The organism is Acidovorax sp. FG42, from assembly GCF_057809195.1.
This window is the reverse complement of sequence record NZ_JBMDJM010000002.1, coordinates 1-16,061: the sequence shown is the minus strand read 5'-3', so window position 1 is coordinate 16,061 and position 16,061 is coordinate 1. Positions and strand designations below refer to the sequence as shown.

Here is a 16,061-nt window from a genome sequence, read left to right as displayed (position 1 = left end):
TCAGCCTGCGCGGATCAGGAGTTCTCGAGGACGATGCCCTCGATGCAGTTGGCCACGTCCTCGCACTTGTCGGTGATCGTCTCCAGCAGTTCGTAGATGGCCTTGAGCTTGATCACCTCGCGGACATCGGGCTCCTCGCGGAACAGCTTGCTCATGGCGCTGCGCATCACGCGGTCGGCGTCGGATTCGAGCTTGTCGATCTCCTCGCAGGTCTTGAGCGCGGCCTCGGCAACGGCTGGGTCGGCGATCTTGTCGAGCAACTTGACGGCATCGCGCAGGCGCTCGCAGCACTTGAGACTCAGGTCCGTGAGGCGGGTGATTTCTTCCGTCATGTGGCGCACGTCGTACAGCGCCATCGTCTCGGCCGAGTCCTGGATCAGGTCGGCCACGTCGTCCATGGTGTTGATCAGCGTGTGGATCTGCTCACGGTCGATGGGGGTGATGAAGGTCTTGTGGATGGCCTTGTTCACCTCGTGCGTCACGCGGTCGGCAGCACGCTCGGCGTTGTCCACGTCCTGGTTGTATTTGTCGCGCAGGTGCGGGTCGCTGTAGTTGGCCACCAGTTGCGAGAAGGCCCGGGCCGCCTCGACGATGCGGTCCGCATGCTGGTTGAACATTTCGAAAAAATTGCCTTCGCGTGGCAACAGCTTGGCAAACAGCATGGAGACTCCTGGATCGGGAACGAATGGTGAGAAAAGGCTGCGCCATGACAAAACCATGACGCTTTTGTGACCCGGCGAGTTTAACCGTGCGCCCTGCAGGGGGTTGATGCCGCCGCCTCATGCGGTCTTGCCGCCCTGCGCACAGGGTCACGGGCGGCGGACGGCGGGGCGACACCCGCCCCGGCCTTCCCCCGTCAGGCACCCCGGAAGATGAAATACACAGCGCCCACCAGACACAGTCCCGCCCAGAGGTAGTCCCATTTCAGGGGTTGACCCATGTAGAACACGGCGAACGGCACAAACACGCCCAGCGTGATGACCTCCTGCATGATCTTGAGCTGCCCCACGTTGAACTGGGTGAAGCCGATGCGGTTGGCTGGCACCTGCAACAGGTACTCGAACAGCGCGATGCCCCAGCTGACGAGGGCTGCAACGTACCACGGCGAGGAGGCCAGGTTCTTGAGGTGCCCATACCAGGCAAAGGTCATGAAGATGTTGCTGGCGGTGAGCAGCAGCACCGTTTGCAGCGAGATGGGCAGGGACTGGAGCGCGTTCATGGTGAGGCGTCAGGGCTGAGAGAGTGAACGAATCGATCGATTATGAACAAAATCAGCCGATCGCGCCGGTGTTACATGCCTTGACAGCTATTCATTTAATAGCAACATTCGCTCGACTGCACCCGGCAGCAGGCGCAAAAAAGGCACTCCACTGGAGTGCCTTTCAGAGAGTGCGGCACCGACTGGGCGGTGCACGTGCTGCAGCGGCTTATTCGCCCAGGTAGGCGGCGCGCACCTTGGGGTCGTTCAGCAGTTGCTGGCCGGGGCCGGTCATGGTGATCAGGCCCGACTCCATCACGTAACCACGGTCGGCAATCGCCAGCGCGCGGCTGGCGTTCTGCTCCACCAGCACGATGGTCACGCCCAGGGCGTACACGTCACGAACCACCTCGAAGATCTTGTCCACCATGATGGGCGACAGACCCATCGAGGGCTCGTCCAGCAACAGCACCTTGGGCTGGCTCATCAGCGCGCGGCCCATGGCCAGCATCTGCTGTTCGCCGCCCGACATGGTGCCGGCCAGCTGGTCCTTGCGCTCGCGCAGGCGCGGGAAGATGGTGAACATCTTCTCGATGTCGGCCAGGATGCCCGCTTTGTCGGAGCGTGTGTAGGCGCCCATCTGCAGGTTTTCGGTGATGGTCATGCGCGCGAACACGCCGCGGCCTTCCGGCACCATGACCAGGCCCTTTTTCACCAGGTCCCAGGCGCCCTTGCCCTTGATGCTTTCGCCCAGGTACTCGATGTCGCCATCGTTCATCGCCAGCGTGCCGGTGATGGCCTTCATGGTGGTGGTCTTGCCAGCGCCGTTGGAGCCGATCAGCGAGACCAGCTCGCCTTCGCGCACTTCAAAGTCCACGCCCTTCACGGCCTGGATACCGCCGTAGGCGACCTTCAGGCCCTTGACCTGCAGCAGTACCTTGTTGGATTTTTCGGCCATTCTCAATGTCCTCCGGTGCCCAGATAGGCCTCAATCACTTTTTCGTTCTTCTGCACTTCGGCAGGGTTGCCCTCGGCAATCTGCTTGCCGTAGTCGAGCACCGTCACCCGGTCGCACAGGCCCATCACCAGCTTCACGTCGTGCTCAATGAGCAGGATGGTGCGGTTGTCATTGCGGATGCGGTCGATCAGCTCGCGCAGCTGCACCTTCTCGGTGGCGTTCATGCCGGCAGCGGGTTCATCCAGCGCGATCAGCTGCGGGTCGGTGGCCAGCGCGCGGGCTATTTCCAGGCGGCGCTGGTCGCCGTAGCTCAGGGTACGCGCCTTGTAGTCGGCAAACTTGCCGATGCCCACGTAGTCCAGCAGTTCCTGGGCACGCTTGGCAATCGCGGCTTCTTCTTCCTTGAAGCCCTTGGTGCGCAGCACCGCGCCCAGCAGGCCGGACTTGGTACGGATGTGGCGACCCACCATCACGTTCTCGAGCGCCGTCATTTCGGCAAACAGGCGAATGTTCTGGAAGGTGCGGGCGATACCGGCCTTGGCCACTTCGTGCACGGCCGTGGGCTCGTAGGGCTTGCCGGCCAGCTCGAACGTCCCGGCGTCGGGGGTGTACAGGCCAGTGATCACGTTGAAGAACGTGGTCTTGCCCGCGCCGTTGGGGCCGATCAGGCCATACACCTGGCCGCGCTGGATGGTGATGCCCACGTCGGACAGGGCCTGCAGGCCGCCGAAGCGCTTGGAGATACCGGCGACCTTCAGCACCACTTCATTGGATTTCTCTGTCATTGCTAACTTTCGGTGGTGTTCTTCTTCAGGTCTTCTGCGTCAGGCTCTTGCCGTGCTCAGGCGACGGCCACAGGCCACGGGGGCGCATCAGCATGATGATGATCATCGCCAGGGCAATCAACAGCTGGCGCAGGATGGCGGAGTCCAGGCGACCGTCCGTCATGGCCTGCAGCGGGCCGGCCACGTAGCGCAGCACTTCAGGCAGGGCCGACAGCAGCACGGCACCCAGGATCACGCCAGGGATGTGGCCGATACCGCCCAGCACCACCATGGCGACGATCATGACCGACTCCATCAGGCTGAAGGACTCGGGCGATACGAAGCCCTGGAAGGCACCGAACATCGCACCCGACACGCCGCCGAACGAAGCGCCCATGCCGAAGGCCAGCAGCTTCATGTTGCGGGTGTTGATGCCCATGGCCTTGGCGGCGATTTCGTCTTCACGGATGGCCATCCAGGCGCGGCCGATGCGCGAGTCCTGCAGGCGGTAGCAGATGACGATGGAGACCACCACCAGCACCAGGAACAGGTAGTAGTACAGCGTGACGGAGTTGATGTCGAAGCCGAACAGCTCCAGGCGCTTGCCCAGGTCCAGACCGAAGATCTTGACCGAGTCGATCTGACCCAGGCCCTTGGGGCCGTTGGTCAGGTTGACGGGGTGGTCCAGGTTGTTCAGGAAGATGCGGATGATTTCGCCAAAGCCCAGCGTCACGATGGCCAGGTAGTCACCGCGCAGCTTGAGCGTGGGCGCCCCCAGCATGGCGCCAAAGAACGCCGCTAACAACGCCGCTACCGGTATCACGATCCACAGCGAGGTGTGCAACCCGTTGGGAAACATGGCGGCAAACGCCGCAAAGTTGTCCGCAAGGTGCGGCGAAGCCATCAGGGCAAACAGGTAGGCGCCCACGGCGTAGAACGCCACGTAGCCTAGGTCCAGCAGGCCAGCATAGCCCACCACGATGTTCAGGCCCAGGGCCAGCAGCACATACAGCAGGGCCAGGTCCGCAATGCGCACCCAGGCGTTGCCGAAGGATTGCAGGATCAGCGGCAGCACCAGCAGCGCCACGGCGCCGATGATCCAGTTGGTTTTGGTGTTCTTCATGGTGTGAGGCTCCTCAGGCGCGATCGGCCACACGCTCACCCAGCAGGCCCGAGGGGCGCAGCGTCAGGATGATGATGAGCACGATGAACGCAAAGATGTCGGTGTAGTGGCTGCCCAGCAAACCGCCCGTGAGCGTGCCGATGTAGCCCGAGCCGATGGCTTCGATGAGGCCCAGCAGAATGCCGCCCACCACCGCACCGGCCAGGTTGCCGATACCGCCAAACACCGCCGCCGTGAAGGCCTTGAGACCGGGCAGGAAGCCCATGGTGTGTTGTGCCGTGCCGTAGTTGGACGCGTACATCATGCCGGCGATGGCCGCCAGCACGGCGCCGATGATGAAGGTGGCCGAGATCACCATGTCCGGCTTCACGCCCATCAGGGATGCCACGCGGGGGTTCTCCGCCGTGGCGCGCATGGCGCGACCCAGGTTGGTGTGGTTGACCAGATAGACCAGCGAAGCCAGGGCCACCGCCGTCACACCCAGGATCAGGATCTGCGTGGGGGTGATGAAGGCGCCACCCACCTGGAACGGCGTGCTGGGCAGCAGCGTGGGATACGGCTTGTAGTTGGGCTTCCAGATGATCATCGCCAGCGTCTGCAGCAGGATCGACATGCCGATGGCAGTGATCAGGGGTGCGAGGCGCGGGCTGTTGCGCAGCGGCTTGTACGCAATCTTCTCGATGGTGTAGTTGAGGGTGGCAGCCACCACGCACGCGATGATGGTGGCCAGCAGCAGGATGGTCCAGCCCGGCGCGCCCGGCATGGCGGCCTGCATCATTCCAATACAGCTCCAGCTGGTGAGGGCGCCGATCATGAGCACCTCGCCGTGGGCGAAATTGATGAGTTGAATAATGCCGTACACCATCGTGTAGCCCAAGGCTATCAAGGCGTACATGCTGCCGAGTACCAGACCGTTAATGATCTGTTGCAGCAAAATGTCCATAAGAGAAGTCCTTCGTTTGTGACGTACCCACCGCTTTGGCACCGGAATCGGTACAGCCTTGTGGGCCCGACTGCCATCTAGCAAAAAACCCGCCAGGAATGCAGCTGTGCGGGTTTGTGGACGGGATTGTAGCGAGTAGTCACAACCGCCCCAATCCAAGCCGGGCGGGGTTTTCCCTCGGGTTTTGGTCACATCAGCGCGCCACGCACTGCATAAGCATTTTTGATGCACGCAAGATAATTGATGTGCAAACTTATTACCTTGATCATGCCGAATCGGCATAACGCGGTTTTTAAGGACGCAGCTTCGGCTGAAAAGGCGCCGCCCCACTCCCGGGCGATCTAAAGGCCAGCCCCGCGATCAGACGCCGGTGTCTGGCGCCTGCACGTCCGGGTGGGCGGCGGCGACATTGCGCTCTCGCAAATCCCGCATCTTCTGGGCGATCTTGATCTCCAGCCCCCGCTCCACGGGCTGGTAGAAGCCGGGCTCGGCCATGCCCTCGGGCAGATAGTTTTCGCCTGCCGCAAAGCCGCCCTCTTCGTCGTGCGCGTAGCGGTAGCCCTTGCCGTAGTCGAGCTCTTTCATCAATTGGGTGGGCGCATTGCGCAGGTGCATGGGCACGGGGCGTGTGCCGTCCTGCTTGACCCAGGCACGGGCCGCGTTGTAGGCCTTGTAAACGGCGTTGGACTTGGGGGCGACGGCCAGATAGACCACGCATTCGGCCAGCGCCAGCTCGCCCTCAGGGCTGCCCAGGCGTTCATACACCTCGCTCGCGTCCAGCGCCAGGCGCAGCGCGCGCGGGTCGGCCAGGCCAATGTCTTCGGCCGCCATGCGCACCAGGCGGCGCGCCATGTAGCGCGGGTCGGCGCCGCCGTCCAGCATGCGCACCAGCCAGTACAGCGCAGCATCGGGGTCGGAGCCGCGCACCGACTTGTGCAGCGCGCTGATGGTGTCGTAGAACTGCTCGCCGCCCTTGTCGTAGCGGCGCATGCGCTCGCCCAGCACCTTGACCAGCCACGCGTCGGTGATCTCGGTGAGCTTCTCCTGCGCGGCCGCCATGGCCAGCGTCTCCAGCGTGTTGAGCAGGCGGCGCGCGTCGCCATCGGCGTAGGCCACCAGGCGGTCGATTGCTACGCTTTCAATAGCTGGCAGCGCTTGTTCTGCCTGCGCCAGGGCCACAATTCGTTTCAAATCTTCTTCGGACAAGGGCTGCAGCACATAGACCGCCGCCCGCGACAGCAACGCGGAGTTGACCTCAAACGAAGGGTTCTCGGTGGTGGCGCCGATGAAGGTAAACAGGCCTGATTCGACATGCGGCAGGAAGGCGTCCTGCTGGCTTTTGTTGAAGCGGTGCACTTCATCGACAAACACGATGGTGCGCTGCTGCATGAGCCCGTCGCGCGCGGCCTGGGCCTGCTCCACCGCCTCGCGGATGTCCTTGACCCCGCCCAACACGGCGCTGATGCTGATGAACTGCGCATCGAACGCATCAGCCATCAGGCGCGCAATGGTGGTCTTGCCCACTCCAGGGGGGCCCCATAGGATGCAGCTGTGCGGTCGGCCTGACTCGAAGGCCAGGCGCAGCGGCATGCCTGGGCCCAGCACATGCTGCTGCCCGATCACCTCGCCCAGCGTGCGGGGCCGCAGGCGTTCAGCCAGGGGCTGGTGGCTGGATGGGTGCGCCGAAGAAGGGGCTGAGGCACTGCGTGCTGCCATGGTCGTGTCCTGTCTACAGTAGGCTGATTTTCAAGCCAGATAGGCCTCTAGCGCCTACAAATCATGCGCCGGCAGCTACATTTTTAGGAGCAAACTATTGCTTCACCACATCAGCCCCTGCCGGAGGCTTGAACTGGAAGGTGCTGGCGGGCAAGGCCGCATTGGCCTGCATGCCATTGAAGCGGATCAGCGAGCGCTGGCCAAAGCTGTCCAGGATGTCGAGCGCCGCCAGTTGCTCGCCCGCAAAGCCCACGCGCACGCTCTTGAGCTGGCCGTCCTTGGTCTTGGGGCTGGCCAGCACCCACTCCAAACCATCGGCGTCGGGGGCGGCCTCCAGCGTGAAATCGGCCTTCAGCGCCGACAAATCCGGCGCGGACGCCAGCAGTGCAGCGGGCGTGCTGCCCAGCGCCTGCGACTGCGAGCGCTGCGTGACCTGATTCAGGTCCACGTCGTACAGCCACAACGTCTGGCCGTCGGCCACGATGGTCTGCTCGAAAGGCTTCTTGTAGACGAACTTGAAACGCCCGGGGCGCTGGAACTCGAAGCTACCGCTCGACGTCTTGGTGCGCGCGGCCTGGCCGTCCTTGGGCGGCGATGTCACGGTTTGCGTGAAGTCCGCCTTGCCCGTCTGCGTGCCCTTCATGAAGGATTCCAGGCTTTTCAGGCCGTCAGCGCTAGCCACGCTTGCCGCAGCAGCTATCAAAATTGCAGTAGCGATCTTTTTCAACACGAACTCCTGTGGGGTGGGGGCCGGCCTTGCGGTCCGGCTGCTCATTCGCTGCGGTTGGGCACCAGCACTTCGCGCTGGCCGCTGGCTGTGAGGGCGCTGACCAGACCGGCTTTTTCCATGTCTTCCAGCAGCCGCGCCGAGCGGTTGTAGCCAATGCGCAGCTTGCGCTGCACGTACGAGATGCTCGCCTTGCGGTCCTTGAGCACCACTTCGACGGCCTGGTCGTACATGGGGTCCTTCTCGCCGCCTTCACCACCGCCGCCTTCCCCTGACAGATCGCCCTCGCCATCCACAGTTCCGCCTTCGAGCACGCCTTCTATGTAGTCCGGCTCCCCTTGTTCCTTGAGGTAACTGACGACACGGTGTACTTCTTCGTCCGACACGAAGGCACCGTGCACCCGGATCGGCAGGCCCGTGCCGCTGGCCATGTAGAGCATGTCGCCCATGCCCAGCAGGGCCTCGGCGCCCATCTGGTCGAGGATGGTGCGGCTGTCGATCTTGGAGCCCACCGAGAACGCAATGCGGGTGGGAATGTTGGCCTTGATCAGGCCGGTGATCACGTCCACGCTGGGGCGCTGGGTGGCCAGGATCAGGTGAATGCCGGCCGCCCGCGCCTTCTGCGCCAGGCGCGCGATCAGCTCCTCGATCTTCTTGCCCACCACCATCATCAGGTCGGCCAGCTCGTCGATGATGACCACAATGTGTGGCAGGCGCTGCAGCGGCTCGGGCTCTTCGGGCGTCAGGCTGAAGGGGTTGTAGATGAACTCTTCGCGCGCCTTGGCCTCGTCGATCTTGGTGTTGTAGCCCGCCAGATTGCGCACGCCCAGCTTGGACATGAGCTTGTAGCGGCGCTCCATCTCGGCCACACACCAGTTCAGGCCGTGCGCCGCCTGCTTCATGTCAGTGACCACGGGCGCCAGCAGGTGCGGAATGCCTTCGTAGACCGACATTTCCAGCATCTTGGGGTCGATCATCAAAAGGCGCACATCGCGTGCCTCGGCCTTGTAGAGCAGCGACAGGATCATCGCGTTGATCCCCACCGACTTGCCCGAGCCCGTGGTACCGGCCACCAGCACGTGGGGCATCTTGGCCAAATCCGCCACCACCGGGTTGCCCACAATGTCCTTGCCCAGGCCCATGGTGAGCATGCTCTTGGCCTCGTGGTAGACCTGCGAACCCAGGATCTCCGACAGGCGGATCGACTGGCGCTTGGCATTGGGCAGCTCCAGCGCCATGTAGTTCTTGCCGGGAATGGTCTCCACCACGCGGATGGACACCAAGCTGAGCGAACGCGCCAGGTCCTTGGCCAGGCCCACGATCTGCGAACCCTTGACACCCGTGGCGGGCTCGATCTCGTAGCGGGTGATCACCGGGCCGGGCATGGCGGCCACCACGCGCACTTCCACGCCAAAGTCCTTGAGCTTTTTCTCGATGAGGCGGCTGGTCATCTCCAGCGTCTCGGGCGCCACGGTCTCCTGGCGCTGCTGTGGGCTGTCGAGCAAATCCACCAACGGGAGCTTGCTGTCCGGCATATCAGTGAAGAGGGGCTTCTGGCGCTCCTTCACCACGCGGGTGCTTTGCGGCACATCGACCAGCACCGGCTCGATGATCTGCACGGGTTCAGGGTGGTGCACTTCGCTTTCGGTGCGCTCTTCGAGCACCACCACCTCGCGCTCGCGGGCGGCCTTGCGGCCCACGGCGACGTCCTTGGCCACCTCGCGTTTGGCCAGGCGAGACTGCACCAGCGCATCAATGCGCCCGCCCAGAAACTCCGCCACATGGCCCCACGAGAAGCGGAACACCAGCGCTGCGCCCGCCACCGCCAGCACGATGGCCAGCAACCCAGAGCCTGTGAAACCCAGCCACTTCACACTGGCTGGCCCCACCACATAACCCAGCACGCCCCCAGCGTGACCAGGCAGGAAGGTTTCAAACCGGTACAGCCGCGACCACTCCAGCGCCGTGCTGGAGCACATCAGCACCACCAGTCCACCCCAGAACGTGGCCCGGCGCACCAGGGGGCTGGCAGCACCGGCCACCACTTCGCCCCCACGCATCCAGCGTGCTAGCGACGACAGCCAGGCGCGCACACCAGCCGCCACGCACCACCACACCGAAAAGCCCAGCGCAAAGTAGCTGCCATCGGCCAGCCAGGCACCAAAACGCCCCGCCCAGTTGGCGACAGAGCGCACGTCGCGGGCGCCGGAGGTGGACCAGGCCGCGTCCTGCGCCGAATAGCTGACCAGCGCCAGCAGCCAGAAAACCAGGGCCAGCAAGCCCACCACCAAGGCGATTTCGTGGCCAAAACGGGCAGCGCCCGTGCGGGGCGGCGACTTGGCTGCCGCCGATGCATTCAGGGTATTGAGGGAATAGGTCATAAACGTGCGGGGTGAGCTTACCGCATGCATTGCGCCGGGTGCGGCACCCGGCGCAGGGTCTGCCACCCCACTTTCAGCCCAAGGCGTTCAGCCGGTCCTTGAGCAAGGTGGCCCCATTGGGCAACGCTTCAATGAAGCCACGCTCCTCCAGGTCTTTCATCACCCGGCTGACCATCTCGCGGGACGCGCCCACCATCTTGGCCAGGTCCTGGCGCGAGATTTTTTCCTTGATGAGCAGCTGTCCTTGTGCATCGGCGACCGCAAAGTCCAGTAGGGCGTGGGCCACACGGCCGTACACATCCAGTAACGCGAGCGACTCAATCTTGCGATCGGCGTGGCGCAGCCGCTTGACCAGTCCGCGCATCACCACCAGCGACATGGAGGCGTTTTCCGTCAGGCAGCGCGCAAACTCTGCACGCCCCAGCATCAGCACGTCGGTCTGCACCTCGGCACGCACCGTGGCCGAATGGGGTTCGTTGTCGATGATGCTCATCTCGCCCAGGTAGTCGCCCTGGGCCAGCGTGGCCAGAATCACCTCGCGCCCCCGGCTGTCCGAGGTCATGACCCGGGCGCGGCCGGTGAGCAGGATGAACAAGGCATTGGACTTTTGCCCCTGCTCCACCAGCGCTTCGCCCCGCTTGAAGCGGCGCTTGATCACCGCGCCGCTGATCACCTCCGCCTGCGCCACCGTCAGCAGCGAGAACAAGGGGACCCGGCGCAGCAGGTCGAGGTTGGACAACATCGTGGACATGCAAACATCTCCTTTCAGGGGCGCGACCCAACCGGAGCCGCAACGGGTTATCAATGGGTTCTTACAATCGCGGTGATTGAAAACGGGGCCACTCGTGCGAGCGGACGCCGGTTGATACTCGGCGGCTCGACCCCCAGCTTTCCCAACAGCGCCCCATGTAGCGGGCGCAAAACACAGGCTTTTACCATGTCCACCACCCAACACGCGAAAGTTCTGATCCTGGGCTCAGGCCCTGCGGGCTACACCGCAGCGGTTTATGCAGCGCGCGCCAACCTGAACCCGGTGCTGATCACCGGCATGGCCCAAGGCGGCCAGCTGATGACCACGACCGAGGTGGACAACTGGCCCGCCGATGTGCACGGCGTGCAGGGCCCGGACCTGATGCAGCGCTTTCTGGAGCACGCAGAGCGCTTCAAGACCCAGATCATCTTCGACCACATCAACAAGGTCGATTTCAGCAAGCGCCCCTTCACCCTGACCGGCGACAGCGGCACCTACACCTGTGACGCACTGATCCTGGCCACCGGCGCATCGGCCAAATACCTGGGCCTGCCGTCGGAAGAGGCCTTCATGGGCAAGGGCGTGTCCGGCTGCGCCACCTGCGACGGTTTCTTCTACCGCGACCAGGACGTGTGCGTGGTGGGTGGCGGCAATACCGCCGTGGAGGAAGCGCTGTACCTGTCCAACATTGCCCGCAAGGTCACCCTGGTGCACCGCCGCGACAAGTTCAAGGCCGAGCCCATCCTGGTGGACAAGCTCCACGAGAAGGTCGCCGCGGGCAAGATCGAGCTCAAGCTGTTTCACACACTGGACGAGGTGCTGGGCGACAACACGGGCGTGACGGGCATCCGCATCAAGAGCACCCAGGACGGCAGCACGCAAGACATCAAGCTGCAGGGCTGCTTCATCGCCATCGGCCATGCGCCCAACACCGAAATCTTCCAGGGCCAGCTGGAGATGGAAAACGGCTACATCATCACCCAGGGCGGACTCAAGGGTTTTGCCACGCAGACCAGCGTGCCCGGCGTGTTCGCCGCGGGCGACGTGCAGGACCACGTTTACCGCCAGGCCATCACCAGCGCCGGGACCGGCTGCATGGCCGCGCTGGACGCGCAGCGCTTCCTTGAACAAGAAGCTTGATCACGAGCAAGACCCCCACGCTCCGCAGCTGCGCGGGTCGCTGCCCCCCAAGGGGGCTTTTTTGTCTTGGGGCGGCCCGTCGACAAAAATCGGGCTGCAGGCTATAATCTGCGGCTTTGCTGAATTCGGCCCGTTTTTTGCGGTCATCCGAAACCGGCGAATCGGGTTACCGCCACCCTTTCTGGCGAGGTGAGGCCGCAAGCCAACCTGGGCAAATCCACCGCCCAGGGCTCAGCGAACGGCCGTTAATACAGTATCGGAGTGTCCTCATGGCACGCGTCTGCGACGTAACGGGCAAGAAGCCCATGACTGGGAACAACGTTTCCCACGCCAACAACAAAACCAAGCGCCGGTTCCTGCCGAACCTGCAATACCGCCGTTTCTGGGTTGAGAGCGAAAACCGTTGGGTGCGCCTGCGTGTTTCGAGCGCTGCCCTGCGTTTGATCGACAAGAACGGTATCGACTCGGTGCTCGCAGACCTGCGTGCCCGTGGCCAGGCTTAAGGAGTAGCACCATGGCAAGCAAAGGCGGACGCGACAAGATCAAGCTGGAATCCACTGCGGGTACCGGCCACTTCTACACCACCACCAAGAACAAGAAGACCATGCCCGAGAAGATGGCGATCATGAAGTTTGATCCCAAGGCTCGCAAGCACGTGGAATACAAGGAAATGAAGCTGAAGTAATTCAGCCTCTTTCTGGTCTTCCCAAAAGCCGCCCGGCGTCCAGCCCGGCGGCTTTTTTCATGGGCATGCAGGTCTTTGCGTACAGCCTGGCGGCATCCCCGCCGCGCTCCTTCCTTCTCCGCTGAAGCCAACAAAAAACCGCTGCAGGCACAAGGCCTTACAGCGGTTTGTTGGGAGGTGCGCCTGAGGTGCCCGGACCTGTAGCCAGCCCTTCAACGTCCTGAGAACATCTGGTCAGGCACGCGCAGCGCGCAGTCGGATGGAGAACTCGCGCAGAGCCGCCACACCGCTTTCTTCCGCACGGCGGCACCAGGCTTGCAGGTCAGCAGTCAGCTGCTCGCGGGACTGGGAGGTGTTCAACCACAGCTGACGCAGCTCTTCACGCATGGTCACCATCTTGTCGAGCGTCGGTGATGCCGCACGGGCCTGCGCCAACTGCGACAAGGCGCCCGCTGGCACCTTCTCGGCATCGCGGTGCAGCCAGCGCTTGGCCGCCTTGAGCACCGACACATCGGCCTGACGCGCCTGCAGCGCGGCAATCTCGTCCCTGCAAGCCTGCCGCACGCCGCGTGCATAGCCAGCCATCACTTCGTAGCGGTTGGCGATCAAGGCTTCCAAAGTCTTTTCGTCGGCCACAGGCTTCACATCGCCCAATTGCAGCTTGGGCGGCACCTTCTTCACCGTAGCCCAGCCGATTTTCTTCATGAGGCTGATGTACACCCAGCCAATGTCGAACTCATAGGGCTTGACCGAGAACTTGGCCGACGTGGGGTACGTGTGGTGATTGTTGTGCAGCTCTTCGCCGCCGATGATGATGCCCCAGGGGGACAAATTGGTGCTGGCGTCCTGCGCCTCAAAGTTGCGGTAGCCCCAGTAGTGACCCACACCATTGACCACACCGGCGGCCCAGAACGGAATCCAGAGCATCTGCACCGCCCACACTGCCGCGCCCAGGGCGCCGAACAGGGCCAGGTCCAGAATGAGCATCAGGCCCACGCCTTGCCAGCCGTAGCGGGTGTAAACATTGCGCTCCATCCAGTCATCGGGCGTGCCGTGACCGAACTTCTTGATCGTCTCCATGTTCTTGGACTCGGCGCGGTACAGCTCGGCGCCGCGCCACATCACGGTGTCCAGCCCACGGGTCTGGGGGCTGTGCGGGTCGTCCACGGTTTCGCATTTGGCGTGATGCTTGCGGTGGATGGCCACCCATTCCTTGGTGACCATGCCGGTCCCAATCCACAGCCAGAAGCGGAAGAAATGCGAAGGAATGGCATGCAGGTCCAGCGCGCGGTGGGCCTGGGCGCGGTGCAGAAAGATCGTGACCGCTGCGATGGTGATGTGGGTCGTGGCAAGGGTGTACAACACGATCTGCCACCAGGCCAGGTTCCACAACCCATGTCCCAGCCAGTCAATGGCGGCGTTCAGTACAGCCCAGTCGGGTAACAGCATATTCACAAAAACCTTACTACAGAGAACCTGCTCACCAACGAAGCAGCTATTTCATTTTAGAGGGCCTGCCTCTGAAAGGATCAGGGAAATCCAGCGTGTTTACACTGGTTTAGAGCCCTACCCCCGGCATTTCAGTCCTTCTTGGCCCAGATGGCCGCAAAGAATCCGTCAGTCTGGTGCAGATGGGGCCACAAGCGCAAATAACTACTGCCCGATGCGCCGCCGCTGCACAAACCCTTGGCGCCTTCGACCTTGAGTTGCTCCAGCAGCTCGCTGGCGTCCAACAACAGGAAGTCCGGGTGGGCGGCACTGAACGCCTCGGCAATGGCCTCGTTTTCTTGCGGCAGGATGCTGCAAGTGGCGTACACCAAGCGGCCGCCCGGCTTGAGCAGGCGAGCCGCACTGTCCAGAATGGACGTCTGCTTGGCCACCAGTTCCTCGACGGCCTTGGGCGACTGGCGCCATTTGAGGTCCGGGTTGCGCCGCAGGGTGCCTAGGCCCGAGCACGGGGCGTCCACCAGCACGCGGTCGATCTTTCCTGCGAGCCGCTTGACGCGGTCATCACGCTCATGGGCGATGGCGGCGGGGTGCACGTTCGACAGGCCGCTGCGGGCGAGGCGGGGTTTCAGTGCATCCAGCCGGTGGCCCGACACATCAAAAGCGTACAAACGCCCGGTATTGCGCATGCTGGCGCCAATGGCCAGGGTCTTGCCCCCGGCCCCGGCACAAAAATCCACCACCATCTCGCCGCGCTTGGCATCCAGCAGCAGAGCCAGCAGTTGGGAGCCCTCGTCCTGCACCTCGATGGCACCGCGTGTGAAGGCGTCCAGCTTGGTCAGCGCGGGCTTGTCGTCAATGCGCAGGCCCCAAGGGGAAAACGGCGTGGGATGCGCCTTGATGCCCGCTTTGGCCAGCTCCTTTTGCACGTCGGCGCGCTTGTCCTTGAGTGCGTTGACACGCAGATCCAGCGGTGCGCTCTGCGCCAGGCTTTCCACCAGCGGCCAGAAGCCGTCGCCCAATTGATCCTTGAGGGGTTTGACCAGCCATTCGGGCAGGTTGTGGCGATGGCGCTCCATGAGGTCGTCCACCGTGACCGCATCGCACTGGTCGAGCCATTTTTTTTCCTGCTCGGTCAGGGCACTCTTGAGAAAATCGCGCGGACCATGAAACCCCAGGATGGCCAGACGGCGCTCCTTGGGGCCCGAGCCCGACGGGGCCATGTGATCGAACAGCAGCTTTTTGCGCAGCACGGTGTAGACCGTTTCCGCCAGCGTGGCGCGCTCGCGCGGCCCCAGGCCCCGGTTGTCGCGGAAGAATCGTGACACCACCGCATCGGCGGGGTGTTCAAACGTGAGGGTGAGCCTGACCAGTTCGGCGCAGGCGTCGAGAAGAACTTTGGGATGCATCCTGCGATTGTCCCATTCCCCGCCGCGCTACCAATATCCCCCCACCCGCCCACTGCGACAGCCGCAAGTCCACGAGCAAGCCACTCCATGCACGGCCAGGTCGTCAGCGGCTGTAGATCGGCTCGAACGCCGAGCGCTCGATCTGCTGCAGGGTCGGCGACTCACCCGCCCACAGCACCAGAGCGGGGCCCGGCAGGCTCAGGTTGCGCTCCAGCGCGCGGCACAGGTGGTAGCGGCTTTCATCGTCCATGCCCGGCAACTCGACAAACACCAGGTAGGCCCTGCGCTGGGGGTATTCGCGCAGGTTCTTGCACACCAGCCAGCAGCGCGCCAGCGGTGCGCAGCGGGCCAGCTCGGACTGCAGCTCGGCCAGCTCGAACGAGCTGAGGTCGTGCCGCACGATCCGGCTGAAGAACGAGGTGCCCGACAGCTCTTCCCAGGCCCGCTCTTCGGATTCTTGCGCGCGTTCCAGCCGCTTGCGCCATTGCTTGAAGGCGGCTGCATCGTGGTCCAGCCCCAGGCGTGGGGTCTCCAGTTCGGCCAATGCCGTGCGCGCAGCCCAGTAGCGGTCGCTGCTGCCCGTTTCCCACAGACGGTGCAGCAGCTGCAGCTTGCCCTCCCGATCATCCTCTGCCAGGCAGGGCACCAGCCCGCGCAACGCGGCAGGGTATTCGGGGCTGCGCTGCAGCGCCAGCTCGTACAGGGCGCGCACATCGGCATGTGGGTCCAGGTGGCGCTTGAGACGGGCCAGTTCCACCAGGTCGCCGGCGCTGCTCTGTGCCGTCGATGCACCCAGGGCCTCGGGGGGGGGGGGGGGGGG

At 63.5% G+C, this 16,061-nt stretch carries 15 protein-coding genes and 1 pseudogene; 3 read left to right on the top strand and 13 right to left on the bottom strand.

Features of this window, described 5'->3' with window-relative positions:
• Positions 1–14: 14 nt before the first annotated feature.
• The 10 genes from ACODSM_RS02700 to ACODSM_RS02655 all read right to left on the bottom strand — a co-directional run bounded on the left by ACODSM_RS02700 (position 15) and on the right by ACODSM_RS02655 (position 10,561).
• Complete coding sequence (locus ACODSM_RS02700; protein WP_055403060.1) at positions 15–662, bottom strand: DUF47 domain-containing protein; 648 nt, start codon at positions 660–662, stop codon at positions 15–17.
• A gap of 194 nt (positions 663–856) precedes the next feature.
• Positions 857–1,219: a DMT family protein gene (locus ACODSM_RS02695; protein ID WP_015013099.1), complete on the bottom strand. Its 363-nt coding sequence runs from the start codon at positions 1,217–1,219 to the stop codon at positions 857–859.
• A gap of 208 nt (positions 1,220–1,427) precedes the next feature.
• On the bottom strand, positions 1,428–2,156 hold the full coding sequence (locus tag ACODSM_RS02690; protein ID WP_015013098.1) for an ABC transporter ATP-binding protein: 729 nt from the start codon (positions 2,154–2,156) through the stop codon (positions 1,428–1,430).
• 2 nt (positions 2,157–2,158) lie between these two features.
• Positions 2,159–2,941, bottom strand: coding sequence for an ABC transporter ATP-binding protein (locus ACODSM_RS02685; RefSeq protein ID WP_015013097.1), 783 nt, complete (start codon positions 2,939–2,941; stop codon positions 2,159–2,161).
• Between the two features lie 25 nt (positions 2,942–2,966).
• The gene (locus ACODSM_RS02680) at positions 2,967–4,043 is read right to left on the bottom strand and encodes an ABC transporter permease subunit (RefSeq protein ID WP_015013096.1); all 1,077 of its coding nucleotides are present in this window, start codon (positions 4,041–4,043) and stop codon (positions 2,967–2,969) included.
• A 13-nt stretch (positions 4,044–4,056) separates the two neighbouring features.
• Positions 4,057–4,986, bottom strand: a complete 930-nt coding sequence (locus tag ACODSM_RS02675; RefSeq protein ID WP_015013095.1) for a branched-chain amino acid ABC transporter permease — start codon at positions 4,984–4,986, stop codon at positions 4,057–4,059.
• Between the two features lie 360 nt (positions 4,987–5,346).
• Positions 5,347–6,702 (bottom strand): replication-associated recombination protein A, encoded by a 1,356-nt coding sequence (locus ACODSM_RS02670; protein ID WP_488804244.1) that lies wholly within the window; start codon positions 6,700–6,702, stop codon positions 5,347–5,349.
• A 94-nt stretch (positions 6,703–6,796) separates the two neighbouring features.
• Positions 6,797–7,429 (bottom strand): outer membrane lipoprotein periplasmic chaperone LolA, encoded by a 633-nt coding sequence (lolA, locus tag ACODSM_RS02665; protein WP_488804243.1) that lies wholly within the window; start codon positions 7,427–7,429, stop codon positions 6,797–6,799.
• Positions 7,430–7,473: 44 nt separating this feature from the next.
• Positions 7,474–9,810 carry a DNA translocase FtsK gene (locus ACODSM_RS02660; RefSeq protein WP_209817264.1) on the bottom strand — a complete coding sequence of 779 codons (2,337 nt, stop codon included), beginning with the start codon at positions 9,808–9,810 and terminating at the stop codon, positions 7,474–7,476.
• A gap of 73 nt (positions 9,811–9,883) precedes the next feature.
• A complete protein-coding gene (locus tag ACODSM_RS02655; protein ID WP_015013088.1) occupies positions 9,884–10,561 on the bottom strand; it encodes a Crp/Fnr family transcriptional regulator in 678 nt (225 codons plus the stop codon).
• A 186-nt stretch (positions 10,562–10,747) separates the two neighbouring features.
• Here ACODSM_RS02655 and trxB point away from each other — a divergent pair, with 186 nt between their 5' ends.
• The 3 genes from trxB (at position 10,748) to rpmG (ending at position 12,386) form a co-directional block, all read left to right on the top strand.
• Positions 10,748–11,701 carry a thioredoxin-disulfide reductase gene (gene trxB, locus ACODSM_RS02650; RefSeq protein WP_015013087.1) on the top strand — a complete coding sequence of 318 codons (954 nt, stop codon included), beginning with the start codon at positions 10,748–10,750 and terminating at the stop codon, positions 11,699–11,701.
• Between the two features lie 269 nt (positions 11,702–11,970).
• The gene (gene rpmB, locus ACODSM_RS02645) at positions 11,971–12,204 is read left to right on the top strand and encodes a 50S ribosomal protein L28 (protein ID WP_015013086.1); all 234 of its coding nucleotides are present in this window, start codon (positions 11,971–11,973) and stop codon (positions 12,202–12,204) included.
• 11 nt (positions 12,205–12,215) lie between these two features.
• Positions 12,216–12,386, top strand: a complete 171-nt coding sequence (gene rpmG / locus ACODSM_RS02640; protein WP_005797189.1) for a 50S ribosomal protein L33 — start codon at positions 12,216–12,218, stop codon at positions 12,384–12,386.
• Between the two features lie 234 nt (positions 12,387–12,620).
• On the opposite strand, the gene ACODSM_RS02635 is transcribed toward rpmG, so the two are convergent.
• The 3 genes and pseudogenes from ACODSM_RS02635 to ACODSM_RS02625 all read right to left on the bottom strand — a co-directional run.
• Positions 12,621–13,835 (bottom strand): DesA family fatty acid desaturase, encoded by a 1,215-nt coding sequence (locus ACODSM_RS02635; protein ID WP_488804242.1) that lies wholly within the window; start codon positions 13,833–13,835, stop codon positions 12,621–12,623.
• Between the two features lie 131 nt (positions 13,836–13,966).
• The gene (locus tag ACODSM_RS02630; RefSeq protein WP_488804241.1) at positions 13,967–15,241 is read right to left on the bottom strand and encodes an RsmB/NOP family class I SAM-dependent RNA methyltransferase; all 1,275 of its coding nucleotides are present in this window, start codon (positions 15,239–15,241) and stop codon (positions 13,967–13,969) included.
• Between the two features lie 103 nt (positions 15,242–15,344).
• A pseudogene (locus tag ACODSM_RS02625) lies at positions 15,345–16,061 on the bottom strand (peptidase M48); the annotation flags it as partial.